The organism is Desulfosalsimonas sp., from assembly GCF_046483245.1.
Classification (GTDB): Bacteria; Desulfobacterota; Desulfobacteria; order Desulfobacterales; family Desulfosalsimonadaceae; genus Desulfosalsimonas.
Window position 1 is genome coordinate 1 of sequence record NZ_JAWODO010000068.1, and the last position, 24,746, is coordinate 24,746.

A 24,746-nucleotide genomic window follows, 5' to 3' on the forward strand; every position below is an offset into this window, starting at 1 on the left:
AGATGCGAGGTGTTCGAGGATCACCGGCAGGAAGTCATCCGCATCGAGCATGAAGCCGATGCCATCAAGCGCAGAATTCGCGGGCACCTGCCAAAGGGCGTCATGCTTCCGGTGGAGAAGTTTCAGTTGTTTCAGTATCTGCGGGAGCAGGACAGCGTTCTCGACAGTGTCCAGGAGGCTTTAAACTGGCTGTCCCACCGGATGGACAACGGGATTCCGGAAATTCTGGAACGCGATTTTTTCCTGCTGGTGGATGCCGCCATTGAACCCACCGAGGAGTTAAGCCGGATGGTGGGCGAAGCCCAGGTCTACTTTAAAAATTTTTCCGAAAAACAGCGCAAAAAAGTCAAGGATATCATATCCAATATCCGTCAGATGGAACATGATGCCGACCAGCGTGAATATGCCCTGATCCGGAAGGTGTTTCAAACCGAAAAAGACCCCATCACCGTGTTTCATTTGGTGAGGCTGGCGGAAATTATCGGCAATATCGCGGATCACTCTGAAAATTCAGGGGATATGATGCGGGCCATGGTGTCCAAATAATATCGTTGTCCATACTGCCGGAAAAGAGCGCTGCAACACGGGCGGCAGATCCTGGACTGGAGAGGGGTTGCCGCTAGAAAAAAGCCCATTTGATGTATAAGATCAGAGCCAGCCAGGAAAGGATGCAGATGACATAAGAATACCAGTTGATCGGGCGTTTGGCTTTGCCGTGGCGGTCCACCTTGCCCACCCGGGCCTTGCAGGAAAAACAATGGGTGGCGTCAATGGGCAGGCTTGCAAAACATTCCGGGCAGCGCTTGATCAGATAGGTTTCCGGATTGCCCTTTGTCTTTTTTTTTCGTATGCCCATGATCCCCCCTTCTGGTTGATCGGGCGCAGAAGCGGCTTTTAAAATCGTATCTGACCTGATCTGCGGTTTTAACGCCGTTTTTGTTCAAATTAGTCGGAGAACCGGTCAGATACTTCAATGTCACTATTTTGCCGCAGTGCGGCAATCCATTTGTTCAGTGTCTGCCGACGTTTCTGTTCCTTGAGCTGCGCTGCAGCATTTTTTTGCTGTGATTCAAAATCCTTTTCATCCGGAACCTTTTGTTCGCACAGGTGAAGAACGAAAAAACGCCCGCCTTCCTTAATGACAGATTCGGAAATCGGGTTTTCCGGGCTCAGGGAAAATGCGGCCGCTGATACCTGCCGGCTGTTGCCGATATCGGGCACCGGCTGGCTGCGTTTGAAAAAATCCGTGGTGTGGATTTCAACGCCTGCTTCCCGGGCGGCATCATTAAAGCTGTCTGCGGAGCGGGCCTGTGCCAGAAACTTTTCTGCTGCTGATTCTGCGGCCTCACGCTGCTTTTGCCGCACCAAGTCGTTTTCCACCCTGTCTTTGATATTATCGAGATCCGGGATTTCCGGTTCTTTTCGTTCAATGGGCTGGATCAGAAAATAGGCATCACCGATTTCCTTGACCTCACTGATTTCCATCAGCGGAGTGCCAAAGGCGGTTTCAGCAAATTGCCCGGGGGCGTCAATGTCTGCCGGCCCCTTTTCCCGGGTGAAAAAATCCGTGGTTTCAATATCCAGATCCAGGTCCCGGGCATTGTCAATCAGGTCATCGCCTTCAAAGGATATTTCATAAAGCGACCATGCCTTGTCATAAGCAATGGTCCGTGTCTGCTGCTCGGCGAGCTTGTCCCTGATTTTATCACGGACTTTTTCCAGGGGTTCGACTTCGGCCTCCTGTCGCTCTTCAACCTTGATCACGTGCCAGCCGAACCGGGTGCGCACCGGTTCGCTGATATCTCCCGGATCGAGGGAAAAGGCGGCTTCGGCAAAGGCTTCGACCATGTCATCGCGTTTAAATGATCCCAAATATCCGCCGTCTTTTGCCGTAGGACCGTCGGAATGTTTTTTTGCCAGTGCGGCAAAGTCTTCCCCGCTACGGGCTTTTTCCATGATTTCAGCGGCCTGGTCCAGGATTTCGGTATCCTGGTTTTTCTCTGCGTCCTCCGGGACCTTCAGCAGGATGTGGCGGGCCGTAACCGTTTCAGGGGTGCCGAATTCGTCCTGATGGGCCTGGTAGTAATCTTTGATTTCCGATTTCGAGATTTCTATTTCATCAATGCAGTCGGCGGGGTCAAAGCGCAAAAAGCGCGCTTGGACCGAGGGTTGGGTTCTGTATTTTTCCTTGTTGGTCTCAAAGTATTCCCGAATTTCTTCTTCAGAGACTTCAATATCTGAAAAGTCGCTGCCGAAGAACTCCGCATAGTCAATTTTGATTTCCATGTTCTGCCAGTTGTGCCATGCGCGGATTTCGACTTCGGAAACCGGGACGGCGCCGGACACCAGGTTCCGGATCATGCCGGTCTGGAGGGTTTGCTTGTGCAGGTTTTCAAAGTCTTCCGGCGACAGGCGGTTTTGTTCCAGCAGCTGGCGGTAGCGCCGGGCATCGAACCGGCCGTTATTCTGGAAGGCGGAAATCTCTGCAATGGCGCTGGCAAGGGCATTATCCGGGATCCGGAGATTGTTTTGCTCGGCAATCTGCAGCAGCAGATGTTTTTCGATCAGCTGGTTTATGGCTTGGCCCTGGATGTCGAGCATCTCCAGCAGGTCCTGATTGAGCTGATCGCCGAAGCGCTGCTCCAGGTTTTGCATGATGCTGTTATAGGTGCGCTGGTATTCATCAATGGTGATGGGCTCGCCGTTGACTTCCGCAACTGAGGTTTCCCGCTGGGAGTAAAAGGAGCCCGCGCCTGTGAAAACGAAAGCCAGCACGATGAGCCCCAGCAGGATTTTGATCATCCACGAACCAGCGCTTTTGCGCATTGAACTGAGCATCTGTACCTCTTAAGTATTTGGATATGAATTGCAAGATTGGCATCATACGGAGAAAACCGGATTTTGTCAAGCATATGCACGGTATTGTGCACGGTATTGCCCGGCACTGCAGACGGTTTCAAATTACCCGAAAAATAGTTTGTGCCCAAAAAAGCTTCATGTCGAAAATCATAAAATTTATGTTATAATAATAGATACGATATTTTTTGCGCGGTTTTTGCCATTCAGGGGCCGGTCGCCGGCCGGTTTTTCACAGGTAAAAAACAGGTAGGATGCCATGGAAAATTTTCCCCGCCAAGTCCAGCCGGTTGGTTTTGAGCAGCTCGGGAGCCGGCAGGCGTTTCTACGTGCCGCAACGCCCTTTGACCTTCTGCCCGCAGCCGAGATCGAAATCGTTTCCGCCAATTTAACCGAGCTGAGCCATCCAAAAAATCACACCCTGTTTGTTCAGGAAGAAACCATCCTTTCCCATGTGATCATTGTGCAATCCGGCCGGCTCGAGCGCGTGATCGAGGAAAACGGCAAGCCGGCGGTCAAGGAAATTTTGGGGCCGCGGCGCATTTACGGCGGCATCTCCCTGTTGTTTAACAACGGGATTTCCACCTCCACGGTGCGTTGTGCGCAAAACGTCACTGTCTATGCCCTGGACAGGGAAAACTTCCTGCGCCTGTGCGTTAAGCATCCGGAGTTTGCCCGCTATTTTTCCCGTTCCATGGATGAGGGCAGAAAACGACCGTCTCCGGCCGGGGCGGCCGAAGCCGCACAGGTCCCGGAGCCTGTTACGGATGCGTTCATGTGGAAGCCGGTGGGCGATATCGCCCGGGGCTTTCCGTCCTGTCCGGCTGACACCTCCATTCGCGAGGCGGCCGAACTGATCAGTGCCAGTGGCAGAAGCGCCATTGTCGTCCTTGACGATCAAAGCCGGCCTGCCGGCCTGATCACAGACGATGACCTGCGCAAAAAAGTCATTGTGGCCGGCAGGTCCCCGCAGGATCCGGTGGAGACCATCATGTCCGGGCCCCTGATACAGATCAGCAGCCAGGTGCCGGTGTTTGAGGCCGTGCTGACCATGATGCGCCGCCGGATCAAGCATCTGCCGGTTTTTGCCGGCGAGCGCATCCAGGGAGTGATCACCGAGCGCGACCTGCTGCTGGAAGGCACCCAATCCCCGGTGTTTCTGGTCCATGAAATTCAAAACGCCCGTAAAACAGAGCAGCTAAAGCAGGCCTACGCCAAGCTGCCGGAAGTGGTTACCCGCCTGCTGTCAAGCGGCCTGAGAGCCGGCCATGTCAACGGCATTATCACAGCCATCACCGATGCGGTGCTGGCTCGTGTCATGGATATGACCCTGGCTGACATGGGAAGCCCGCCGGTAGATTTCGCATTTTTGCTTTTCGGCAGCGAGGGCAGAAAGGAACAGACGCTTAAGACCGATCAGGACAATGCCATTGTTTATGCAGACGTGGCTGAACAAGACAGGGAAGCGGTAAACCGCTATTTTCCGGAGCTTGGCACCCGTGTCTGCGACCAGCTGCATGAAATCGGCCAGCAGCACTGTGAATTCAATATCATGGCCAAAAATCCCGACTGGTGCCAGCCCTTGTCCGTGTGGAAAAAATATTACCGGAAATGGGTGATCAGCGATGATCCGGACCGGATTTTAAACGCCGGGATTTTTTTTGATTTCCGCCTTGGACACGGCAGCCGGGAGCTTGTGGATCAGCTGCATTCAGCCCTGTTTGCCGAATTGGCTGAATGGCCCGGCCTGCTGCGGCACATGGCCAGAAACACCCTTCATTACCGGCCGCCCCTAGGGTTTTTCGGCAACTTTGTGCTCCAGGAAAAGGGCCGGGGAAAAGGCGCCCTGGATATCAAAAGCGCCATGCGCCTGGTGGTGGATTTCGGCCGGATTTACGCCATGCAGACCCAAATGACCGAAACCAATACGGTCAAGCGCCTCCGGGCCCTGTATGATCAGCAGCGCCTTGACAAGGAAGCCTTTGACGATCTGGTCCATGCTTATGAATTTCTTATGCACCAGCGGCTCAGACACCAGAGCCGGGTCATGGAAAGCGGTCAGGGCGAGGTCAACAATTATCTGAGGCCGGGTGATTTGACCACCATTGACCAGCAGGCATTAAAAGAGGCGTTTAAGCAGATCCGCGTGGCCCAGGCCAAACTGCGCGTGGATTTTTTCCTGTATCTGCCATAAGGGGCAAAAAGTGGCGGTTAAAAACCGGGTACACACTTTTTCAGCATTCTGGCCAGCGGCGAGCCCTGTTTTTCCGTGTCCGCAAATGTCCGGGCATGCTGGCTCAGATAGTCCTCGGTGAGGGTAAAAGGGGTTACCGCATCCGGATTTTTTTCAATGGCCCGCACAAAACTTCTGACCACTTCCGGATCAAACGTGGTGCCCGCCTGTTCCAGCAGCAGGGACATGGCCTTTTTCACACCCACGGTCTGTGTGCCGGGCCGCTGGGAGGTCATGGCGTCAAAGCTGTCGGTTACTGCAATAATTCTTGCCCCCAGAGGGATGGCCTCCCCGAGCAAACCCTCGGGGTAGCCGGTGCCGTTGTAGCGTTCATGGTGGCTGCGGATCAGGTCGGCCACGTTGGCAAGCGAGGATAAGGGGGCGATGATGCGGGCGCCGATGACCGGATGCTTTTTTATGGTTTCCATGTCACAGGGCATCAGGTTGCCCAGGTTGGCCAGGATGGTGTCATCCATGGCGATTTTCCCGATGTCATGGAGCAGGCCGGCATGATAGACGGTATCGGCCTCTTTTTCTCCCAAGCCCATCTCCAGGGCGGTCATATGGGCATAGTTGGCCACGTTTAACGAATGGCCGTGGGTGCACATGTCCTTGGCCTCCAGGGCCAGAACCAGTCCCTCGATGGTTTCCCGAAAGGCCTTGAGCATTTTTTCGTCATAGCGAAAGGCCTTGTGCAGGGCAATGGCGCCCTGTCTGCCCGAGGCCCGGACAAACTCGATTTCACTTTTCAAAAGCGGCCTGGGATGGCTGAAATAGACCGCCAGAATGCCCCGGTAGGGCTCTGCAATGGGAAAGGGAATGCCCAGTATGGACGTGACCATCTGCTTGCCCAGGGTGGTTGTGCTCGGGATTCTGGGATCGCCTCTCACATCCTTGAAATAGATATCCTTTTCGTCGTGAAATTCAAACACTTCCTCCAGGATTTCATAGCTGACCCGGGACAGATTCTCCATCTGGAATCCGGATGTGGCCTTCATGTGAATAGCACAGGCGTTGGTGTCCACGATCCAGTAAATACACCCCCGGGCCTCCATGATTTCCTGGATGTTTTCCACGATGGTTTTCAGGATATCAGCGGCCTGCTCCCCCTGGTGAATAGCGGCGCTGATCTTGCGGAAGGTTTCCAGGTACCGGGTTTGCTGGATGGCATTTTTGACAGTGGCCGCGCCTTGGATGCACACGGCCCTTTGCAGTCGCGGATTGGTTTCTTCCCCGCTTAAGGCGCGGTCAAAGCAGAGCCACAAGATCATGGTCATGTCCTGGGCCACGGAAAAGGGCAGGCCCATGACAGAACAGATATCTTTTCCGGCGGCTGTCAACAGCCCGGAAACACGAATGTCTGCGGCGGCGTTTTCGATAAAGACGGGCTCGTGCCGGCGCAGTTCAGGGATGTCTGCGGTTTCGGGCATTTGAATGATTTTTGCGGCGTTTTTTTCAATGCCTTCGGCGGCAAGGACCCGGGCTTCGGTTTTAAGCGGATCCAGCCGGCATATCAGGCAGGCCTTTGCATCAAAAATATCAGCCACCGCGCTGACCAGATTTCGCAGGCTTTCCTGGAAATCGATGCTGTGGCCCAGGGGGGGATCGACATTTGCGGTGTGTTGCAGCAGCCGGTTGTATTCAAAGGATTCAGACATTTTTTATAACCACAAGTAAAGAAAACAGGCCACAAATATGATGGTAATGGCCATGGCCGCTGACATCCGCGTCAGGGAAAGCCCGGAGGCGCTCTTGGTGCCAAACAGGATCACGGCCAGGGCGTAAATGGATGCCAGAAACAGCAATAACAACACGGCCGTCCCGTTGATCCCGGACTGAACGGCGGCCAGCACCGGGGCCAGGGGCCACAGGCCGATAAACGAAATGCCGAGGTTGAAATAAACCGGGAAAAAGGAGGTGTTGCCGCCAATGCCACGGGAAAATACCCACAGAAACATGGCTGCACCCGCATGCATGAAAAAGGCCACGGCCACGCCCACCAGGACGATGGCCGCCCTGGAGGCCAGGGGCAGGGGTTCGGCCGCCGGGCCGCCGGCCATCATAGAGCTGCTGAAATGCAGGGAAAACAGGGCGTGGAGAATTCCGAAAATCGAGATGTTGACCACACAGTACCACACTGTTCGGTTATCCGCCATAATGGCCGGATATACGCTTTCATCGAGCCTGAGCACGGCCTGCATGGCCGATGGGTAGTTCATCCTGACTCCTGGCAAGTATTTTTCTTTGGTTTGCATTTTTGATTCCGCGGAATCAAGGGCTTTTGCTTTTCATAATAACCACAAAAACAGGCAGAAGAAAGGCCTTTTTGCCCTTCTCCTGCCTGTTTTCGGTTAAGGTGTCAATTGTTGATGCCGCCTACCAGGGTTGCATACCCCAGATAAATACGATCACAGAAAGGCCCACCAGGACAATGGGCATGGCAACGCCGTTGTATCTGGCCTCGTCATAGTCAATGCCCCAGCCATGGATGCGGTCGATCATCTTTTTGTCCTCAAGGGTCGGTGCCGCCAGCTGCATCTTGTTAAAGACAAAAGACAGGATGATAAACGAGGCAAACGACAGGGGCACGGTGACCATGGCCCCGGACATGCCCAGTGCGGCCACCAGGCCCTTGCCCACAACAATGTTTGAAAGCACGTGCGGGGAGATGATGATATAGATGATGCCGCAGGCCGCCGAGGAAATGATCATGGCGATCTTGTTGGCCTGCTTCCACCAGACCCCCAACAGGATGCTCGGGCTCACTGCAGTGGCCAGAAGCCCGAATGCCCAGAGAATACTGGTGACCAGAAACGGCGGCGGGCTGAAAGCCAGCAGGATGGTCACGATGCCGGCAATGCCCAGTGCCAGATAACCCCAGCGCATTTTTTTGGCGCCGGGCATTTTCGGGGCCAGAATGCCGAGCAGGTCGCCGCCGACCAGGCCGGCAATGGCCATAAGATTGCCGTTGATGGTGGACATGCCCGCGGCAATGGCCCCGCCGACCACGAATGCGGCAACAATGGCCGGATTGTAGAACACGTTTAAGATCAGAATGGTCTGATCCGGTTTGGCAATTTCATGACCTGTCAGGGCCGTGAAATAGTTTCCGGCAAACCCGGCCGTGTAGGCCCCGGAAAACAGCAGGCCCAAAAACAGGATAAACCATACCACTGACCAGCGGGCGCTTTTGATGCTCGATGAGGTAAAAACCCGCATGGCCAGATGGGGCAGGGCAATGGGGCCCATGGTAAATGCCGGAATCAGGGCGAAGTACCAGCGATAATCGTATTTCATGTCAAAAAACGTTGGAAGCTGCTGGAGCATTCCCGGCACCATGTCGCCGTAGGCCAGTGGCGGAAACCACCATCCCGAAGACCCCATGGCCTTCATGATCGCGCCCATGGGCACCACCATGGCAATGATCATGACAACCATCTGGAAGGCCGCGTTATAAGAGGCCCCGTACATGCCGCCCATTGTGATAAATCCGATGGTGGCAATGCCCACGATGACCAGGGCGTATTTGTAGGGAAGGCCAAAGAGCACTTCAAAGGCCATGCCCAGGCCGATCATCTGGCCCAGGGCGTACATGATCATGCTCAGACACATCCAGACAATGATTACAATGGCCGCTTCGTTTCCGTAGCGCACCTTGATAAAGGATGCGGGCGTAAAGGCCTTCATCCGCCGCAGACACGTTCCGTAGAGCAGTGTCAGCAAAGGAATGGACAGGGCCCATTGGATCCACAAATACACAAACGGCGCCTGCAGTTTGTAGATCAGGGCAATAACGCCCATAAACGTGGCCAGACTCGCCCAGGTGGCACCCATGGCCAGTCCGTTTGTCACCGGGCCGATGGCAAAGCCGGCGGCATACAGGTCTTCTTCACTGGTGGTTTTTTTGGCTGCCAGCCAGCCCACATAGTAGAAAATGGCAAACAGGATGACCACAACAGCAATGCCCATCCACATGCTCGGCAATACAAATTCGGTTGCTTCCATGTATAATCCCCTCCTGATTTAAACGGTGTCACCGGAATTTTTGTCCTCAAGCGAGCTGGTATACGCATCCATGTCATCATCAAATTTGTTGAGCACCACAGCCATGATGATTGCCAGGATGAGCAGGCCGAACCATCCCATCAGGATGGGCATGATGTAGTGTACCGGAAATCCCCACATGGAACCTTCCTGCAGGGATGGAAATAGTTTGAAAATCTGCGCAAAGTGCCCGAAGATCATCAGGATGACCACGAACAGCACCGTGATGCGCAACTCCTTTTTGTACAGCTGTTCCTTCATACGTCCCCTCCTTCTTGTGGTTTAGTCTTTTTTCTTGGAGCTCAACTCGGGAAATTCATGGTAATAATATTCGTTTTTGGCCTTTTCCTCTCCCTTGTTCTTTTTAATGATCTCGCCTTCCCGCAGCTCAATGCGCCGGATCTTGCCGCTGATGGTCTTGGGTACTTCCGTGACAAATTCTATGATCCTGGGGATTTTGAATTTGGCCAGTATGTTGATGGTGTGCTGGAACAATTCCAGGGCCAGGTCCCGGGAGGGTTCATATCCCGGTGAAAGGATCACAAAGGCCTTGACCAGCTGGTAGCGGTTGGGATCGGGGCTTCCCACCACAGCGGCCTCGGCCACGGCCGGATGCTCGATTAAGGTGCTTTCCACTTCAAAGGGGCCCACCCGGAAGTCCGAGGATTTAATCACGTCATCGGCCCGTCCCACAAACCACCAGTAGCCGTCTTCGTCAAAATAGGCCCGGTCGCCGGTGTAGTAGAAATTGTTGACAAAAACCTCTTTCATTTTTTCCGGATTGCCGATGTATTCGGTAAACAGGCCAATGGCCCGCCATCGGTCCAGGCGCACCACAATGTGGCCGACTTCCTCGGGTTTGGTGATCTCATTGCCCTCGTCATCGGCAAGGGTGATATCGTGCATGAATGAAGGTTCTCCAAAGGAGCCCAGGCGCATCCTGCCTTCCATCCAGGGCGAGTTGCCGATCATGGCCGTGGATTCGGTTTGTCCGTAGAAATCCCGGATTTCCGTTCCCGTGTATTTCTTCCACTGCTGGATGACTTCCGGGTTCAGCGGTTCGCCGGCGCTCACTGAAGATCTCAAGTGGGAGAAATCAAACTGGCTCAGATCCAAACCCACAAAGGCCCGCCATGCCGTGGGCGGGGCGCAGAAGGTGCTGACCTTGAATTTGGATACAAATTCAAGATAAGTCTTGGGATCCAGGGCGGTGAAATGAAAGCCCGCCACGATGGCGCCCACGTTGAGCGGTGCAAAAAAGCTGCTCCAGGCCCATTTGGCCCAGCCCGGGGCAGACAGGTTGTGATGTACCTCGCCCGGGCGGATGCCGATAAAAACGGCTGAGGACAGGTGTCCGATGGGATAGGAAGTAGCGCTTTGCCCCACCTGCTTGGCCAGTCCAGTGGTGCCGGAGGTGAAAAAGCAGATCAGCACGTCGTCTTTTTTGATTTTGGCCCCCTCGGCGAAGCCCGACTCGTTGGCCAACTCGCTGTAGCTGATCCAGCCGTCTTTTTTGCCCAAAACGATTTTGATCTTGGGCTGGGCACCGGTTTCCGCAAGGGCCTCATCAATGGCCGCGGCCGCGCTTTCCTCTGCCACAATGCTGTCCGGGGCATAGTTTTCAAACCGGAACTGCAGTTCCCGCACGGTCATGGATGTGGCCGTGGGCACATTGATCAATCCTCCCTTGAGGCAGGCCAGGGTGGCAAACCAGGTTTCCGGCACAATGGGGATCATCATGTACATGTTTTGGCCCTGCTCAATGCCATGCTTGCGGAGGAAATTCAGGCATCGGTTGCCCTCTTCGGCCAGCTGCCTGTAGGTGTAGGTGCGCTCTTCCCCGTTGGTTATGTCCGCCCATTGCAGGGCCGGCTGATCACCGCGTTCTTTTACGTGCAGCCCTTCCAGGATTTCCTCTGCCCAGTTGAAATGGCTCGGCAGCTCCATGTGGTTGAGCTTTTCGAATAACGCCTTTGCTTTTTCCCGGCGCTTGGTCATGTCATCTGTGGTGTTGACTTCCATGACTTCCTTGTAGATGTTCTCCAGTGCCATTCGGGGTCTCCTCCTGTGTTGTTCTGATTTTGTTTCGGGTGAACAGCTTAAGATCCTGCAAGACGATGCTTTATTCAGCGATTGACTTTTGCTTGTGTAAACGTTGTTTAAAAAACAAAGCAGATACGTTTTGCAGGGGGCCTTTTTACAAAACTTACATGAAGCTTGAATCGGGAATCAGCGCAATTTCCAGTCGGGTTTGCGCTTGTTTAAAAACGCGTCCACGCCCTCGTGGGCATCTTCGGTGCTGCAGAGCATGGCAAAATGGTTGTTGGCCATTTCATAGGCCCTTGGGTACTCAAGGTCTTCCATCTGATAAAAGGATCTTTTGCCCAGCTGCACAGCCAGGGGACTTTTTGCGGCAATTTTGCGGGCCAGGGAAAGGGTTTCTTCCTGCAGCTGATCCTTGGGCACCACCTTGTTGACAAGACCGATGCGCCAAGCTTCCTCGCCTGTGATCATCTCGCCGGTGATCACCAGTTCCAGGGCTTTTTTCCGCCCCAGGTTCCGGGACAGGGCAACGGCCGGACCCATGCAGAAAAGCCCGACATTTACGGCCGTGGCCCCGAACCGGGCGCCTTCTGCGGCCACGGCCATGTCGGCTGAGGCCACCACGCCGATGCCGTTTGCCACGGCCAGGTCCTGCACGCTTGCAATTACAGGGGTTCCCATGTCGGCAATGCGCAGGCTCATTTCCTCCATCTGTTTAACCCAGCGGTAGTAGTCCAGGTTCTGCTTGCCGGAAAGCTCTTTTACGTCAATGCCGGCGCAAAAGGCCTTGCCCTCTCCGGCCACCACGATGACCCGGACTTCGGTGTCGTTTTCAAAGGCTTCCAGGGCTTGGTTAAACTCCCGCGCCAGTGTGGAATTGAAGGTGTTTAAATGATCCGGGCGGTTAAAGGTGATAAACCCGATGTGCTCGTTGACTTCGGTTTTAATGGTTTCATAGGCCATAATCGAAAACCTCCGTTAAAAAGGGTTTGGAGAAACGAACTGGTGCCGGATATGTTGGTTTTCTACCGGTAGTCGTAAATGCCTTTTCCGGTTTTTCTGCCCAGCCACCCGGCGCTCACATAGGATTTCAAAAGCGGACAGGGGCGATACTTGGGATCACCGTAGCCGTCCTGGAGCACTTCAAGAATGGCCAGAACCGTATCCAGCCCGATTAAGTCGGCCAAGGCCAGGGGGCCCATGGGATGGTTCATTCCCAGTTTCATGATAGTATCAATGCCTTCGGCCGTGGCCACCCCTTCGTAGAGTTCCCAGAGGGCTTCATTGAGCATGACCATCAGCACCCGGTTTGAGACAAATCCGGGCACATCCCGACATTCCACCGGTGTTTTGCCCATGGCCGTGGCGCAGTCGCGCACGGTTTGTGTTACATCCGGATCCGTAGCCAAGCCGTTGATGATCTCCACCAGCTTCATTACCGGTACGGGGTTCATGAAATGCATGCCGATGACTTTTTCCGGCCGGCTGGTGTGGGCGGCAATGCCGGTGATGGGAAGAGACGAGGTGTTGGAGGCCAAAATGGCGTGCTTTGGTGCCAGCCGGTCGAGCTCGGCAAAAATTTTGGCCTTGATTTCCATGGACTCCACGGCCGCCTCAACCACCAGGTCGCATTCAGCGGTTTTTTCAAGGCCCGTGACCGGGGTGATGCGCTCTAAAATGGCCGATTTGTCCGCATCCGAGATTTTTTCCTTTTTCACCATCCGGTCAAGGCTGGCCGATATGGCCTCTGTGCCCTTTTTGACAAGTTCTTCCGAAATATCGTTTAGATAAACCGTAAATCCAGCGGTTGCGGCTGTTTGTGCAATGCCCCCGCCCATCTGCCCGGCGCCCACCACCATGATGGTTTGAATCTTCATTTTATCCTTTTCCTTCCTTTTTTCGTCAATTCCGCAACCGGTTCCGGCTGCTTGAAATTAAATCCGTTTTACATGTTTCTGCGGTATTTGCCGCCCACTTCGTAAAGCGCTTCGGTGATCTGGCCGATGGAGCAGACCCGCACCGTGTCCATGAGCTCAGCAAAGATGTTGCCGCCGGAAAGCACCGTGTCTTTCAGTCGCTGCAGGGCCTCCGGGCTGTAGTCCCGGTTTTTTTCGATAAAGGCATTTAAACGCTCAAGCTGGGATTGTTTTTCTTCCTCTGTGGCCCGGGCCAGTTCCAGATCGCCCATGGCCTCGTCTCCCTCGCCCTCGGGGGGCAGAAAGGTGTTGACCCCGATGATGGGCATCTCCCCGGTGTGCTTGAGGTACTCGTAATACATGGACTCATCCTGGATCTTGCTTCTCTGGTAGCCGCGTTCCATGGCTCCCTGGACCCCGCCCCGGGAGGTGATCCGGTCAAATTCGGCCAGCACGGCCTCTTCCACAAGGTCGGTTAACGCCTCGATGATAAAGCTTCCCTGGTTCATGTTCTCGTTTTTGGTCAGGCCGTATTCCCGGTTTAAAATCAGCTGGATGGCAAGGGAGCGGCGCACGGCCTCGGCAGACGGCGTGGTGATGGCCTCGTCATAGGCGTTGGTGTGCAGGCTGTTGCAGTTGTCATAGATAGCATACAGGGCCTGGAGGGTGGTGCGGATGTCGTTGAACTGGATTTCCTGGCTGTGCAGGGACCGGCCCGAGGTCTGGATGTGGTATTTGAGCATCTGGGAGCGCACGTCCGCACCGTATTTCTCCTTCATGGCAACGGCCCAGATGCGCCTGGCCACCCGGCCGATCACGCTGTATTCAGGGTCCATGCCCGAGGAGAAAAAGTAGGAAAGGTTGGGGGCAAAGCTGTCAATGGGCATGCCCCGGGACAGATAGTATTCCACATAGGTAAACCCGTTTGCCAGGGTAAAGGCCAGCTGGGAGATGGGGTTGGCCCCGGCCTCTGCAATATGGTAGCCGGATATGGACACGGAATAGAAATTCTGGACGTTTTTCTCGATGAAATACTGCTGGATGTCGCCCATCATCTTTAAGGCGAAATCAATGGAGAAAATACAGGTGTTCTGGCCTTGGTCTTCTTTCAGGATATCGGCCTGAACCGTGCCCCGGATGCTGGAAATCACCCTATCGCGGATTTCCGCGGCTTCCTTGTCATCGGGTTTGCGGCCTTGCTCCTTTTCAAATTTCTCAATCTGCTGATCAATGGCGGTGTTGAAAAACATGGCCAGCATCATCGGGGCCGGGCCGTTGATGGTCATGGACACCGAGGTGCTCGGGGCGGCCAGGTCAAAGCCGCTGTAGAGAATTTTGACATCCTCGATGTTGCAGACACTTACGCCCGAAGTGCCCACCTTGCCGTAAACATCCGGCCGGGGGTCCGGGTCGAAACCGTAAAGGGTCACCGAGTCAAAGGCCGTGGACAGCCGCTTGGCAGGGGAGTGCTCCGAGAGCAGCCGGAACCGGCGGTTGGTGCGCTCCGGGTTGCCCTCGCCGGCAAACATCCGGGTGGGGTCCTCGTCTTTTCGTTTCAGCGGAAAGACGCCGGCGGTAAAGGGAAACCGGCCGGGCAAGTTTTCCCGGCGCATCCAAGTGTAAATTTCCGCCGGGTCCTTGAATTTGGGCAGGGCGATTTTGGGGATGTTTAACCGGGACAACGATTCGGTATACAGGGGCACCCGGATTTCCCGGCCCCGGACGTGATAGACGTAATCATCGCCGGAAAAATCCTGTTCGATTTGTTGCCATTGTTGTGTAAGGCTTTTGGTCTCCGGAGCGATATGGTTTTTTGCGGCCTCGATTTCTTCCTTGAGCCGATCGAGCAGCGTCTGGGTATCGCCGGAGAGCCCGCCCTGTTCAAGGGTTTCAGCGGTCTGTTCCAGGTGCCAGGCCCGACGCAGGGCATCGGCCTGTTTGCGGGTTTCCTCGTGATATTTGTGCAGGGTATCGGAGATTTCAGACAGATACCGGTTGCGCTCGGGCGGAACCAGGATGGACTTGGACGAGGACTCCTTGGTATCGGGTACGGGCAGGCTGGTGGTATAGGTGATTTGCGTTTTTTCCGCCACCACCTCCAGCAGGTAGCTATACATGGCCGTGACCCCGTCGTCGTTGAACCGGGCGGCAATGGTGCCGAACACCGGCATATCGTCTGGCTTTTGCGAGAAGGCCTTGCGGTTTCGCTGCACCTGCTTGCGGATGTCGCGCACCGCATCCTCGCTTCCCTGCTTGTCAAACTTGTTGATGACCACAAGATCTGCGTAATCAAGCATGTCGATTTTCTCAAGCTGGGTTGAGGCGCCGTAATCGCTGGTCATCACATAGACCGACACATCGGTTAAATCAAAGATGTTTGATGATCCCTGGCCGATGCCCGCTGTTTCAATGATGATCAGATCCGTGTTGGCTGTCTTTAAAATATCCACGGCATCGGGCAGCACCATGGGCAGTTCAAAGCTGGTGCGGCGTACGGCCATGCTGCGCAGATACACCCTTGGGGTGTCAATGGCGTTCATCCGGATCCGGTCGCCCAGAAGCGCGCCGCCGGTTTTGCGCCTGGACGGATCGCAGCACAGCAGGCCGATATGCAGGTCCGGGTTGTCGTAGAGAAGGCGTAGCACCAGCTCATCTGTCAGCGAGGACTTGCCCGCCCCCCCGGTTCCGGTCAGCCCGATAATGGGGATTTTCCGGTCAGGGACCTTTCCCTTGATCTGCTTGCGCAGGGCCTCGATTTTCCCGTTGTTTTCGGCCAGAGCCAGTTCAGCGGCCGAAATGGCGCGGGCGATGGCAAAGGGGTTTTCCCGGTCCGCGCCGGTCACGTCAAGGTTGCCGGGCTCCACAGTGGAAAAGTCCATTTCAGACATCATGTGGTTGATCATTCCCTGCAGGCCCATTTTGGAGCCGTCTGCCGGAGAATAGATTTTGGTGATCCCGTATTCTTCCAGCTCATGGATTTCGTCAGGTACGATCACGCCGCCGCCGCCGCCGAAAATTTTGATGTGCCCGGCGTTTTTTTCAGCCAGCATGTCGTGCATGTACTTGAAGAATTCCATGTGGCCGCCCTGGTAGCTGGAAATGGCGATGCCCTGGACGTCTTCTTCAATGGCGGCATTGACGATTTCGGCCACCGAACGGTTATGGCCGAGGTGAATGACTTCTGCGCCGGTGTCCTGAAGTATCCGGCGCATGATGTTAATGGCCGCATCATGGCCGTCAAAAAGGGAGGTGGCTGTGACCACCCGGATGGGATGTTTGGCCTTGTAAGTTTCGATTTCTGTGCTCATGTTGTCTCCTTGGTTCTATGCGCGGTGCGGATGCAAAAAGCTGATTTGGGGCCGCATGCAACGATTTTACAGCAGCCTTTTTCCGGTTTTGTTTGTTGTTTGAGAATGTCTTTATTTTCCGTTATCGTTAACTGGAAGTTTAGGCAGGCAACCCTGCCTTTGTCCATCTGCCGTTTTCATGATGCGGACGTTGCAGCGTTAAGCGAAAATCACGATTTTTGTGTTGTCCGTCAATGGTCAGAGCGATTTTGGATATCGGTTTTTTATCGAGATAGCAATGCTTCCGGCAGGCTTTTGCCGGATTTTCCATTTTCTTTATCTATAAGATTTTAAAATGCCGTTTGTCAATAAAAACGATTAAAAAAATAATAAGGGGTATTTTTTTAAATGAATCGTGTTCAGCATCCAGGGCAATAAAAAACCGGCATGCCTTGCCGCATGCCGGTTTATTGTATGCAAAATGGTGGAGCTGAGGGGATTCGAACCCCTGGCCTCATGACTGCCAGTCATGCGCTCTCCCAGCTGAGCTACAGCCCCTTTGAGATAAGCTCTGAAGATAAAAAAAATCCTTGGGCTTGTCAACAGGAAATTTATGGTTTTCGAACTGCTCGCACTGCACCACATTGTTTCGAGTCCCTGCGCTCCACCCGCCAGTCAGAACCGGGCTGGTTGTCGATGGTGTCCACGATCCGGCGCCACCCATCTGAATAGCTCGAATAACTGTCCGCGGTCCAGTACCATTTTTCTTCCATAACCGGGAAATAGGGCGGTTCCTTGTAAATGACGGCAAGCTCCTCCGCCGTTGGCAGCCGCCAGTCCGTGTACCCGCCGGTTTCGGAATTTTCCACGTACTCGCCGGCTTCTTCGTATGTCAGGCATTGACTCTCTCCGGCCATGGCGGAATCCAGAAGCTGCCACATCAGCCCGGTGCGTGAATCCGTGACCACGCCCCGTCTTTTTTCCGTGAACCGGTCGCTGCTTTGGGCCAGCAGGCTACGGAAACGCTGCCGGGTGCTTTGGGCTTTCCGGTCTTTTTTTATTTCCCGGAGACGGGAGATTTCGTTTTTCGCTTTTTCAGCCAGCGGGGAGTCCGGGTAGGCAGTGAGAAAATCCTTGTAAACATCAATGGCCTTGTCATAATCGGTGCCGTGCTGCCGGGCCTTTTTTTCCAGTGCCGCCAGCCTCCGGGCCTGCTTGATTTTTTCCCGGTACTCCGCCAGGCGGTCTTTTAATTGATCTGCATAGGAGTTGTCGTAACGGTCAAGGTAATCTCTGCAGAGATCGGCGCACGCCTTCCAGTCCTGATCGGATTCGCAGCGCTCCAGGGCATTTTGGACATAAATGTAATACTCTCCGCTCATATCCGCTTCCATGCTCCGGACAGCCTCCCTATGGGTGCTGTTCGGGTATTTCTCCAGATACCGGTCAATGGCCTTCATTTTTTCTTTGGTGCTGCCCGAAAGCATCAGATCTTCAAGGGCCTGGAAATTCTTTTTTTCAATCTGGTCTTCCAGATTCGTGATTTTTTTCCTGGCTTTGTCAGCCTGTTTTTTCGGGGGGGAGGATTGAAGATACCGGTCCAGGCGGTCAATGGCCTGTTCGTATTTGTCCTGCTGTTCAAGCGCCTGAATCTCATCGGCTGTTTCATCATACCGAAGCTGTGCCGCGCGCCCGGCAAGTTTGTCGATTCGCTTGCGAACCGCATCTGTGAACCGGGTGTAATTTTCGTCTCCGGCATGGGCCTGCAGGAATTTTTCCAGAAGATCAATTTTTTCCGAAGGCCCGGATTTGTCCTCAACCCGGCGGATCAGCCGGTCAAAGTCGGCCTGCCGGGCCCGGTCCTGTTGAATGTTGTAAACAATCATCCCGGCGGTGACCAGCAAAACGACTGCTATCACGGCCGCGCCCGCGGTCATGAGCATACGGCGCCGTTTTTTGGGCGCCGTTTCAATGCTCCATTTTTTCCTGCGGCAGTAATCCCGGATATACTGTTCGGCCTCGTGTTTTTCCATGCCGAACTCAATGCCTTTTTGAATCAGAATATCGTAATATTCCGGGCGGATTTTGCCGTTGATACCCGCAATGTCAATGTCTGAGTCAAGTTCGGCCAGTTTTGCCCGGGCCAGGCTTACATCATAGGCATTCCGGGTTTCATTGGATTTAAACAGGGTCATGCAGTGGCCGGCCAGGGTGTTGTTGGCCGTGGCCACGGCGTCTTTTTTGCTGGCGCGGGCAACCTGCTTTTTCTTTTGGGATGCCGCCTCCTGGAGGGTTTGCAGATCGGCACTTTCCGGAAGATCCAGAAAATCGTAAAGCGAGGACTTGTTTAACAGCTTCAATTTGTCCCGGATGGTTTTTTCCAGGGACCGGTCCAGCTGCCTGGGGGGAGTGATGTCCTTGTCCCCGCCGTTTTTTTTGATCGGGCACCGAACCCGCTTGCGCACCTCATCGACCTTGACTGAATTGCGCTTGGCAATTTGCTCCACTTCCGATTCCGTGAGAAAGCCCTTGGCCATCCGGAGGGTGATTTGCTGGTCGACGCGATTGTATTTTTGGTTTTTGCGCGCGGCAATCCGTCCCTGGATTTCGCCCTGGTCCAGTCCGTGGACCTTGGACAGCTTGTGGGCCTCTTCCGGGGTAATATGCCCCTTGCCCATGAGGATATCGATGTGGCGGTCGATTTCAGGGTACTTGTCCTGCTTGTCCTTGGCGGAGATTTCCCGGGCGGCTTCGGCCTCCTTGGCCCGCAGTGCCTCGTCGGTCATCACCCGGCGGATTTCAGGAATCAGATTGATGCATTTCTGGGCGTGCAGTCCCTTTGTTGGATGATTGCGAAGGCGGCTCCATTCGGACTGCTTTTTTGCAATGGCGTCTTCAATGACCCGTACATCAGTTTCCGGCGGATCACAGGGGAGTTCGAGCAGAAGGTAGAAATTTTCGCGTTCCATAGCCCTGTCAGATATGCCTTGGTGTTAGGATTGCCGGGAGATTGTCAGTGCCTGTGATTATCAATGCACCACCAGGTTCTGTGATCGTTGCTTGGCCTTTTCAAATTCCTCACCGCCGATTACCGACGCGGTGTCCACCTCCACCTGGACTTTTCTGTACTCGCCGGTTTCCAGGGCCGTGATGTGAAGGCGACCCTCGTCGTTTAAATCAAAGGTGATTTCAATGGGCAGGTCAGCCGGCAGATTCGGCGGCAGATGCAGAACAGCCGTCTTGATTTCAGTCGCGTGCTCCAGGGGGATTTCAATGCTGCTGGTCTCGCTTTCCATGGTCCGGATGAGAACGGTTTTCTGATTTTGCACTGCCGTGTAGAATTTTTTCACCACGTTAACCGGAACCGTGGTGTTGCGCAACACCAGGTTGAACACGATTTCCTCACCTGATGGGTTGTGGGCCACCACCCCGAAGCTTTTTGACGTGACGTTTTTAACCCGGAGCATGGCGTTTTCAACCGAGGGCAGGGCATATCCGGTATCCTCGGCCAGCTCCCGGGCGGCTTCCTGGAAATCCCGGGTGCTGATCTGACTGGTGTCCATCATTTCGGAAAGAGTTCCGGAAGCGTCAAATGTTTTTTGGGTTTTTTCCGAAATCCGCCGGATCAGGTCATCGTTTAGCGCCAGTTTCCATCCGTAGATGGCCGCGCCTTTGGCCACGGCCTCGTCTGGATCAAAAACCTTGGGCGCTATGTCAAATTCCTTTTCGATCCGTTCGGATACCTGCGGCATCCGGGTTGCCCCGCCCACCAGGATGATTTCATCAAACCGGCTGTAGCCCTTCTGCCCGGCAGCCTCGAGCATATCCTTGGTGAAATCCAAGGTCCGCACCAGCAGATCCTCGGTGACTTCTTCGAAATTTTCCCGCTCCAGCATCAGCTTGACCCGTTTGCCGCCATGGGTGATTGAAACCGGGGTTTTGGGCCGCTGGCTGAGAATTTTCTTGGCTTTTTCCGCAGACAACTGCAGATCCTGCCAAGTGTCGGGATCATCGAGAATGTCTTCGGTAATGCCGGTTTCCTCCTGGAATTTTTCCACCAGATAGGCCACGATCCGGTCGTCCCAGTCCTTGCCCCCGAGATTGTGATCACCGCCCGTGCAGATGACTTCCACGGATTCCTTGCGGATATCGATCATGGTGACGTCAAAGGTGCCCCCGCCAAGATCGTACACCAGGACGACGCGGTTTTGGGTGGTGTCCAGGGACCCGTAGGCGATGGCTGCGGCGGTGGGTTCGTTGATGATCTGACGGACGTTAAACCCCGCGATCTCCCCGGCCTTGCGGGTGGCTTCCCTTTCGTTGATGCCGAAATAGGCCGGACATGTGATCACCACGTCGGAAATGGCTTCTCCCAAGTGTTGCTGGGCGTCCTGAGCCAGTTTTTTGAGCACATAGGCTGATATTTCCTCTGGCCTGTAGCGCTCGCCGCCGTATTCAAATATAAAATTGGGCTCTCCCATTGACCGCTTGATAAAGCTGACCACTTCATTGGGATACAGCTTGGCACTTTCCTTGGCCACCTCGCCGACCACAACCGTGCTTTCATCAAAAAAAACCACCGACGGCGTCACCCGTTCGTTTTCCGCATTGGGGATGATGACGGCCTTGCCGTATTCATCCACATAGGCAATGGAGGAGTAAGTGGTTCCCAGATCAATGCCGAAGATCCGTTTGATCTTTTTTTCTGTCAAAGCCTGTCCCCTTTCCCGCTAGGATCGTATACGTAAACCGTGACCAGTTCCGGCCGTAGTATTTTGCCGTCCCACTCGTAACCCGGTCGCATGCTTTCGGCTATGGTTTTGTCCATGGTCGGATCGCTTGTTTCAACCTTTTTGACAACACGCTGCCGGGTGTTGTCAAAATGTGTGACACCGCAGGTAAAGGCAGTAATGCCCTGCCAGGTAAAAAGGTCTTCCATATCGCCGGCGATTTCTTCCAGAAACTCCAGCAGCCGGGTGGCGGTTTGCTCGGTAATCGGCCCGGGTTCGTAATACGCCTTGAATTTACGGATGTCATCAATAATTTTAATCACATCGGTTACCATGGAGTGGATGTATTTTTTGACCAGGCCGTCCCGGTATTCCTGAAGTTCCTGGTGCAGTTCATCTATGACCTTGTTTTTGTGGGCATCGTATTTGAGCTTGGTTTCAAAAGCCTCGGACAATTGCGCAATTTGCTGATTTACATCCTCAAGGGCGGCATTTTCCGGCTCTGGCTGCCGATTTTCGTCGTTGCCGGCATCCTCTGCAGGCCATTCCGTTTCGTCGTCAAAGCGGATTTCCAGCTCAAAGTCGGTTTCCGTTTGCCTTGCGCCAGGTTCCTGCTTGTCATTGCTGTTGTCATTGTCATGCATCATGGTATGGCCGCTTCGATGGATGGTGTTGCATCTGGGCCCAAATTTTTATGTTCAGGCCGGTAGTTTCTCAGAAAAACGATTAATTACAGATTATTACTATATTTTAAAGAAGAATGTCAAAGCTTTGTCAAGAAAAATCCTCAATGGCCCGGCGGATCCAGGCCACCCATTGATCCATGCCAGCGCCGGTTTTGGCCGAGACTTCCAGAATTTCCATCTCCGGGTGCAGCTTGTGCACGCGCTTGCGCAGGGCCGCCGTGTCAAAGTCGCTCAAGGCCATCATGTCGGTTTTGTTGACCAGAAGTACGTCTGAAACAGTAAACATCAAAGGGTATTTCAGGGGCTTGTCATCGCCTTCGGGCACGCTGAGAATCATGGCGCTTTTCATGGCCCCGGTGTCAAATTCCGCCGGGCAGACCAAATTGCCCACGTTTTCTATAAAGATTAGGTCGAAATCCTTCGAACCGATGCCATCGAGTCCGGTTTTCACCATGGCGGCATCCAAGTGGCAAAAGCCGCCCGTGCGCAGCTGCACGGCAGCCGCGCCGGATTGCCGGATTTTTTCCGCATCCACCACTGAATCGATATCCGCCTCGATGACACCGATACGCAGTTCGTTTTTCAGGCGCTCTATGGTCTGCAGCAGCAGGCTGGTTTTTCCGGCCCCCGGCGAAGACATGAGGTTGATGGCAAAGGTTTTTTCATCCGCCAGTTTCTGCCGCAGCTGCCGAGCGGCCTCGTCATTGTCCGACAGAATGTTTTCTTTGATCTCGATGAGCTTGATTTCTTCCATTCAGAGGGCCTCCATTTCCTTTATGTGATACTGCCGGCCGGAAACAAGGGAGACATCGCCGGCGGTTCCGCATTGCGGACAATCCGATAAACCCAGTTCATCTTTCAGGATCCGGAATTCATGGCCGCATCGTCGGCATTTGAGTACTATGGGCGCCCTTTGAATTTTGAGTTCCGCGCCTGCGGCCAGGGTGTCTTTGCTCAGATAATCAAAATAATGCTGCAGCCACTCATTTTCCAGGTCACTCAGTTCCCCGACCTCCAGGGTTATGGAAACCACACGGCTGACCTGGTTTTGTTTTGCGTGTTTAACAACGATTTCCAGAATGCTTTCCGTGACGGGCAGTTCGTGCATGACAACAATCCTGTATTTGTGTTTGCCGGTAAGGTATCACATCATGGCGGCAAACGTCACATGCAAATTTTTTCTATCCAATTTTTTATATATTTGCAGAAGGTTTGATTCGTGTCTAATGTTAAATAAACCACATGGAATAGGAGAATAGCATATTCCAACTTGACGAATTAGATCTAATCCTATAGCGTATATGAAATAAAAGCTGTGATGAACAAGTTGGCAAAGCCCGTCAGGATTGACTTGCAAAGGTTCTGATAAAGGGGTTTGTCCTGGAAATGATCAACGTTCAACTTACCGAACTTTTTTATAATAAATATCGCGGCAACACATACAGAAAAGAGAATCAACATGGGACGATTGGGGAGATATACAGACAGCAAGAGCCGGCAGCGAATCGATCTGATTTTTGAAATGCGCCGCAAGGGGCATGTGTGGGCGGAGATCGGCGAGGCCTGCCAGATGGGAATTGCCAACGTACAGCAGGCATATTACCGGGAATGCCGGTTTCGGAAAACAGCCTTTGAGTATCCGTTCGTGGAATACATTGGTACCCATACCTGCAACGTCATTCGCAAATGCCTGGGCGAGCAGGCTCTGGCCGATCCCCAGAAATTAAGCGGACAGGAAAACATCAAGGCCATATTGTGCTGGCCAGGCGTGGGCACCAAGACCATCCGGGATCTATCCGAAGGTCTGCAGGAAGCGGGCTACGAAAGCTTTGACCCGGATGAGGTCTACAATCGCATTTTTCAGTCACGGACCCGCCGCCGCCGCAGTCCTGCCAGTTGAAATTTTTTGCGGCCACGGACCGGCGGGTCAGGCGGAAAAATCAATTGCAGGCAAGCCCCCGGTTTGCCGTACAGGCACCTGGCTGATTGCCAAGGATTTTATTGCCCTGGAAATATCATTTTGCCGCTCAGATTGACATCATAGCCTTGCCAGCCGGCGGCCATGCGTTGAAAGCCGGGGTCATGGAAAACAGCCAGAAAATCCTGCACCGGCCGGTCAAAAAAGTGGTTCTTGCTGATCAGCATGTCATAGCGTTCCCAGCGCACGGAAATGAAATCCAGCCCGAGCATGCCTGCCACGGCCCGGATGCCCGGGCCGGCGTCGGCTTTGCCGGCAAGGATTTCAATGCCCACATCAATGTGCCGGCTGACTTCGTTTTCATATCCGGCAAGGCTTTGCGTATCAATGCCGGCCTGCTCCAGCATTCGGTCAAAAAGCAGGCGGGTGCCGGTTTCCGGTCCCCGGTTGACCATGCGGATTTCGGTCTGCTGGAGGTCGGCCACGGATCGGATCTGCCTGGGATTGTTTTTTGCCACCAGAAGGCCCTGCTCCCTGCGGCAGAAATTGACCACAGCCGGCATTTGTCCCATCTCCCGGCCTGCATGGGAAAAATTGTATTCGGATCCGTTTTCTTCCATGAGATGGCTGCCGGCCATGTGGCAGCGCTCCTGGCGCAGGGCCCTGAGCCCCCCCATGCTGCCCGTATTGCCAAACACGGCGATGTGGTCCGGAAACTGCCTGTTAAACCATGATATGGTCTGATCCAGAAGCGGGTCGTTGCTGCCGACAATGATTAGCATTCCGGTTTCAGGGAGCCGCTTTACCGGGGAATCCGGGTAGTTAATGGTGCTGGCCTCGATCCACTGGTCCACCAGGTGCCGGGGAAACAGCCATTTACCGGTGATTTTCGACGCCGGCAGGCCCTTTTCAGCCACCAGTGAATAAACCATCTTCTCATTGACACCGATATAGGCGGCCACTTGCTTTGTGGTCAGCAGGGTTACCATTTGCCGTCTCCTTTCGCAAAGCGTCCATTCGTTGGCAGGAAACC

At 54.0% G+C, this 24,746-nt stretch carries 20 protein-coding genes and 1 tRNA gene; 4 read left to right on the forward strand and 17 right to left on the reverse strand.

The window, feature by feature from the left end; all coding sequences use genetic code 11:
- Positions 1–546: DUF47 domain-containing protein (locus R6U41_RS06520; protein WP_410269025.1), on the forward strand; the 546-nt coding region annotated here is incomplete at its 5' end.
- 73 nt (positions 547–619) lie between these two features.
- Here the strand turns inward: R6U41_RS06520 and R6U41_RS06525 are convergent.
- Together R6U41_RS06525 and R6U41_RS06530 are read right to left on the reverse strand one after the other, a co-directional pair.
- Entirely contained in the window at positions 620–856 is a 237-nt protein-coding gene (locus R6U41_RS06525; protein WP_410269026.1) for a hypothetical protein, read from the reverse strand.
- A gap of 89 nt (positions 857–945) precedes the next feature.
- Positions 946–2,838 (reverse strand): SurA N-terminal domain-containing protein, encoded by a 1,893-nt coding sequence (locus tag R6U41_RS06530; RefSeq protein ID WP_410269027.1) that lies wholly within the window; start codon positions 2,836–2,838, stop codon positions 946–948.
- 277 nt (positions 2,839–3,115) lie between these two features.
- On the opposite strand from R6U41_RS06530, the gene R6U41_RS06535 reads away from it, so the two are divergent.
- Positions 3,116–5,050: a DUF294 nucleotidyltransferase-like domain-containing protein gene (locus R6U41_RS06535; RefSeq protein ID WP_410269028.1), complete on the forward strand. Its 1,935-nt coding sequence runs from the start codon at positions 3,116–3,118 to the stop codon at positions 5,048–5,050.
- Positions 5,051–5,067: 17 nt separating this feature from the next.
- Here R6U41_RS06535 and R6U41_RS06540 read toward each other — a convergent pair whose 3' ends face one another.
- The 8 genes from R6U41_RS06540 to icmF all read right to left on the reverse strand — a co-directional run bounded on the left by R6U41_RS06540 (position 5,068) and on the right by icmF (position 16,400).
- A complete protein-coding gene (locus tag R6U41_RS06540; protein WP_410269029.1) occupies positions 5,068–6,747 on the reverse strand; it encodes an HD domain-containing phosphohydrolase in 1,680 nt (559 codons plus the stop codon).
- Positions 6,748–6,750: 3 nt separating this feature from the next.
- Positions 6,751–7,308 carry a hypothetical protein gene (locus tag R6U41_RS06545; RefSeq protein ID WP_410269030.1) on the reverse strand — a complete coding sequence of 186 codons (558 nt, stop codon included), beginning with the start codon at positions 7,306–7,308 and terminating at the stop codon, positions 6,751–6,753.
- 157 nt (positions 7,309–7,465) lie between these two features.
- On the reverse strand, positions 7,466–9,094 hold the full coding sequence (locus R6U41_RS06550) for a cation acetate symporter (RefSeq protein WP_410269031.1): 1,629 nt from the start codon (positions 9,092–9,094) through the stop codon (positions 7,466–7,468).
- 18 nt (positions 9,095–9,112) lie between these two features.
- Positions 9,113–9,394 carry a hypothetical protein gene (locus R6U41_RS06555; protein WP_410269032.1) on the reverse strand — a complete coding sequence of 94 codons (282 nt, stop codon included), beginning with the start codon at positions 9,392–9,394 and terminating at the stop codon, positions 9,113–9,115.
- A 21-nt stretch (positions 9,395–9,415) separates the two neighbouring features.
- The gene (locus tag R6U41_RS06560) at positions 9,416–11,185 is read right to left on the reverse strand and encodes an AMP-binding protein (RefSeq protein WP_410269033.1); all 1,770 of its coding nucleotides are present in this window, start codon (positions 11,183–11,185) and stop codon (positions 9,416–9,418) included.
- A 177-nt stretch (positions 11,186–11,362) separates the two neighbouring features.
- Positions 11,363–12,139 carry an enoyl-CoA hydratase/isomerase family protein gene (locus R6U41_RS06565; RefSeq protein WP_410269034.1) on the reverse strand — a complete coding sequence of 259 codons (777 nt, stop codon included), beginning with the start codon at positions 12,137–12,139 and terminating at the stop codon, positions 11,363–11,365.
- 62 nt (positions 12,140–12,201) lie between these two features.
- Positions 12,202–13,053 (reverse strand): 3-hydroxybutyryl-CoA dehydrogenase, encoded by an 852-nt coding sequence (locus tag R6U41_RS06570; RefSeq protein WP_410269035.1) that lies wholly within the window; start codon positions 13,051–13,053, stop codon positions 12,202–12,204.
- Positions 13,054–13,121: 68 nt separating this feature from the next.
- Entirely contained in the window at positions 13,122–16,400 is a 3,279-nt protein-coding gene (icmF, locus tag R6U41_RS06575) for a fused isobutyryl-CoA mutase/GTPase IcmF (RefSeq protein ID WP_410269036.1), read from the reverse strand.
- 30 nt (positions 16,401–16,430) lie between these two features.
- Here icmF and R6U41_RS06580 point away from each other — a divergent pair, with 30 nt between their 5' ends.
- Entirely contained in the window at positions 16,431–16,733 is a 303-nt protein-coding gene (locus R6U41_RS06580; protein WP_410269037.1) for a hypothetical protein, read from the forward strand.
- Positions 16,734–16,861: 128 nt separating this feature from the next.
- Here the strand turns inward: R6U41_RS06580 and R6U41_RS06585 are convergent.
- The 6 genes from R6U41_RS06585 to hypA form a co-directional block, all read right to left on the reverse strand.
- Positions 16,862–16,937, reverse strand: a tRNA-Ala gene (locus R6U41_RS06585).
- A 53-nt stretch (positions 16,938–16,990) separates the two neighbouring features.
- A complete protein-coding gene (locus tag R6U41_RS06590) occupies positions 16,991–19,348 on the reverse strand; it encodes a DUF1566 domain-containing protein (RefSeq protein ID WP_410269038.1) in 2,358 nt (785 codons plus the stop codon).
- Positions 19,349–19,408: 60 nt separating this feature from the next.
- Positions 19,409–21,091 carry an Hsp70 family protein gene (locus R6U41_RS06595; protein ID WP_410269039.1) on the reverse strand — a complete coding sequence of 561 codons (1,683 nt, stop codon included), beginning with the start codon at positions 21,089–21,091 and terminating at the stop codon, positions 19,409–19,411.
- Entirely contained in the window at positions 21,088–21,756 is a 669-nt protein-coding gene (gene grpE, locus R6U41_RS06600) for a nucleotide exchange factor GrpE (RefSeq protein WP_410269040.1), read from the reverse strand. The genes R6U41_RS06595 and grpE overlap by 4 nt, the downstream gene beginning before the upstream one ends.
- A gap of 127 nt (positions 21,757–21,883) precedes the next feature.
- Positions 21,884–22,549, reverse strand: a complete 666-nt coding sequence (gene hypB, locus R6U41_RS06605) for a hydrogenase nickel incorporation protein HypB (protein ID WP_410269041.1) — start codon at positions 22,547–22,549, stop codon at positions 21,884–21,886.
- Positions 22,550–22,903 carry a hydrogenase maturation nickel metallochaperone HypA gene (gene hypA / locus R6U41_RS06610; RefSeq protein ID WP_410269042.1) on the reverse strand — a complete coding sequence of 118 codons (354 nt, stop codon included), beginning with the start codon at positions 22,901–22,903 and terminating at the stop codon, positions 22,550–22,552.
- Positions 22,904–23,254: 351 nt separating this feature from the next.
- On the opposite strand from hypA, the gene R6U41_RS06615 reads away from it, so the two are divergent.
- The gene (locus R6U41_RS06615; RefSeq protein ID WP_410269043.1) at positions 23,255–23,695 is read left to right on the forward strand and encodes a hypothetical protein; all 441 of its coding nucleotides are present in this window, start codon (positions 23,255–23,257) and stop codon (positions 23,693–23,695) included.
- A gap of 98 nt (positions 23,696–23,793) precedes the next feature.
- Here R6U41_RS06615 and R6U41_RS06620 read toward each other — a convergent pair whose 3' ends face one another.
- On the reverse strand, positions 23,794–24,702 hold the full coding sequence (locus R6U41_RS06620) for a substrate-binding domain-containing protein (protein ID WP_410269044.1): 909 nt from the start codon (positions 24,700–24,702) through the stop codon (positions 23,794–23,796).
- Positions 24,703–24,746: the final 44 nt, after the last annotated feature.

Bases quoted from the DNA above. Each gene is read 5' to 3' on its own strand.
- R6U41_RS06590 (WP_410269038.1), bottom strand. From the start codon at position 19,348: ATGGAACGCGAAAATTTCTACCTTCTGCTCGAACTCCCCTGTGATCCG.
- icmF (WP_410269036.1), bottom strand. From the start codon at position 16,400: ATGAGCACAGAAATCGAAACTTACAAGGCCAAACATCCCATCCGGGTG.
- R6U41_RS06530 (WP_410269027.1), bottom strand. From the start codon at position 2,838: ATGCTCAGTTCAATGCGCAAAAGCGCTGGTTCGTGGATGATCAAAATC.
- R6U41_RS06555 (WP_410269032.1), bottom strand. From the start codon at position 9,394: ATGAAGGAACAGCTGTACAAAAAGGAGTTGCGCATCACGGTGCTGTTC.
- R6U41_RS06545 (WP_410269030.1), bottom strand. From the start codon at position 7,308: ATGAACTACCCATCGGCCATGCAGGCCGTGCTCAGGCTCGATGAAAGC.
- R6U41_RS06540 (WP_410269029.1), bottom strand. From the start codon at position 6,747: ATGTCTGAATCCTTTGAATACAACCGGCTGCTGCAACACACCGCAAAT.
- hypA (WP_410269042.1), bottom strand. From the start codon at position 22,903: ATGCACGAACTGCCCGTCACGGAAAGCATTCTGGAAATCGTTGTTAAA.
- R6U41_RS06535 (WP_410269028.1), top strand. From the start codon at position 3,116: ATGGAAAATTTTCCCCGCCAAGTCCAGCCGGTTGGTTTTGAGCAGCTC.
- R6U41_RS06615 (WP_410269043.1), top strand. From the start codon at position 23,255: ATGGGACGATTGGGGAGATATACAGACAGCAAGAGCCGGCAGCGAATC.
- R6U41_RS06550 (WP_410269031.1), bottom strand. From the start codon at position 9,094: ATGGAAGCAACCGAATTTGTATTGCCGAGCATGTGGATGGGCATTGCT.
- R6U41_RS06620 (WP_410269044.1), bottom strand. From the start codon at position 24,702: ATGGTAACCCTGCTGACCACAAAGCAAGTGGCCGCCTATATCGGTGTC.
- R6U41_RS06525 (WP_410269026.1), bottom strand. From the start codon at position 856: ATGGGCATACGAAAAAAAAAGACAAAGGGCAATCCGGAAACCTATCTG.
- R6U41_RS06560 (WP_410269033.1), bottom strand. From the start codon at position 11,185: ATGGCACTGGAGAACATCTACAAGGAAGTCATGGAAGTCAACACCACA.
- R6U41_RS06565 (WP_410269034.1), bottom strand. From the start codon at position 12,139: ATGGCCTATGAAACCATTAAAACCGAAGTCAACGAGCACATCGGGTTT.
- R6U41_RS06570 (WP_410269035.1), bottom strand. From the start codon at position 13,053: ATGAAGATTCAAACCATCATGGTGGTGGGCGCCGGGCAGATGGGCGGG.
- R6U41_RS06580 (WP_410269037.1), top strand. From the start codon at position 16,431: ATGCAAAAAGCTGATTTGGGGCCGCATGCAACGATTTTACAGCAGCCT.
- hypB (WP_410269041.1), bottom strand. From the start codon at position 22,549: ATGGAAGAAATCAAGCTCATCGAGATCAAAGAAAACATTCTGTCGGAC.
- grpE (WP_410269040.1), bottom strand. From the start codon at position 21,756: ATGATGCATGACAATGACAACAGCAATGACAAGCAGGAACCTGGCGCA.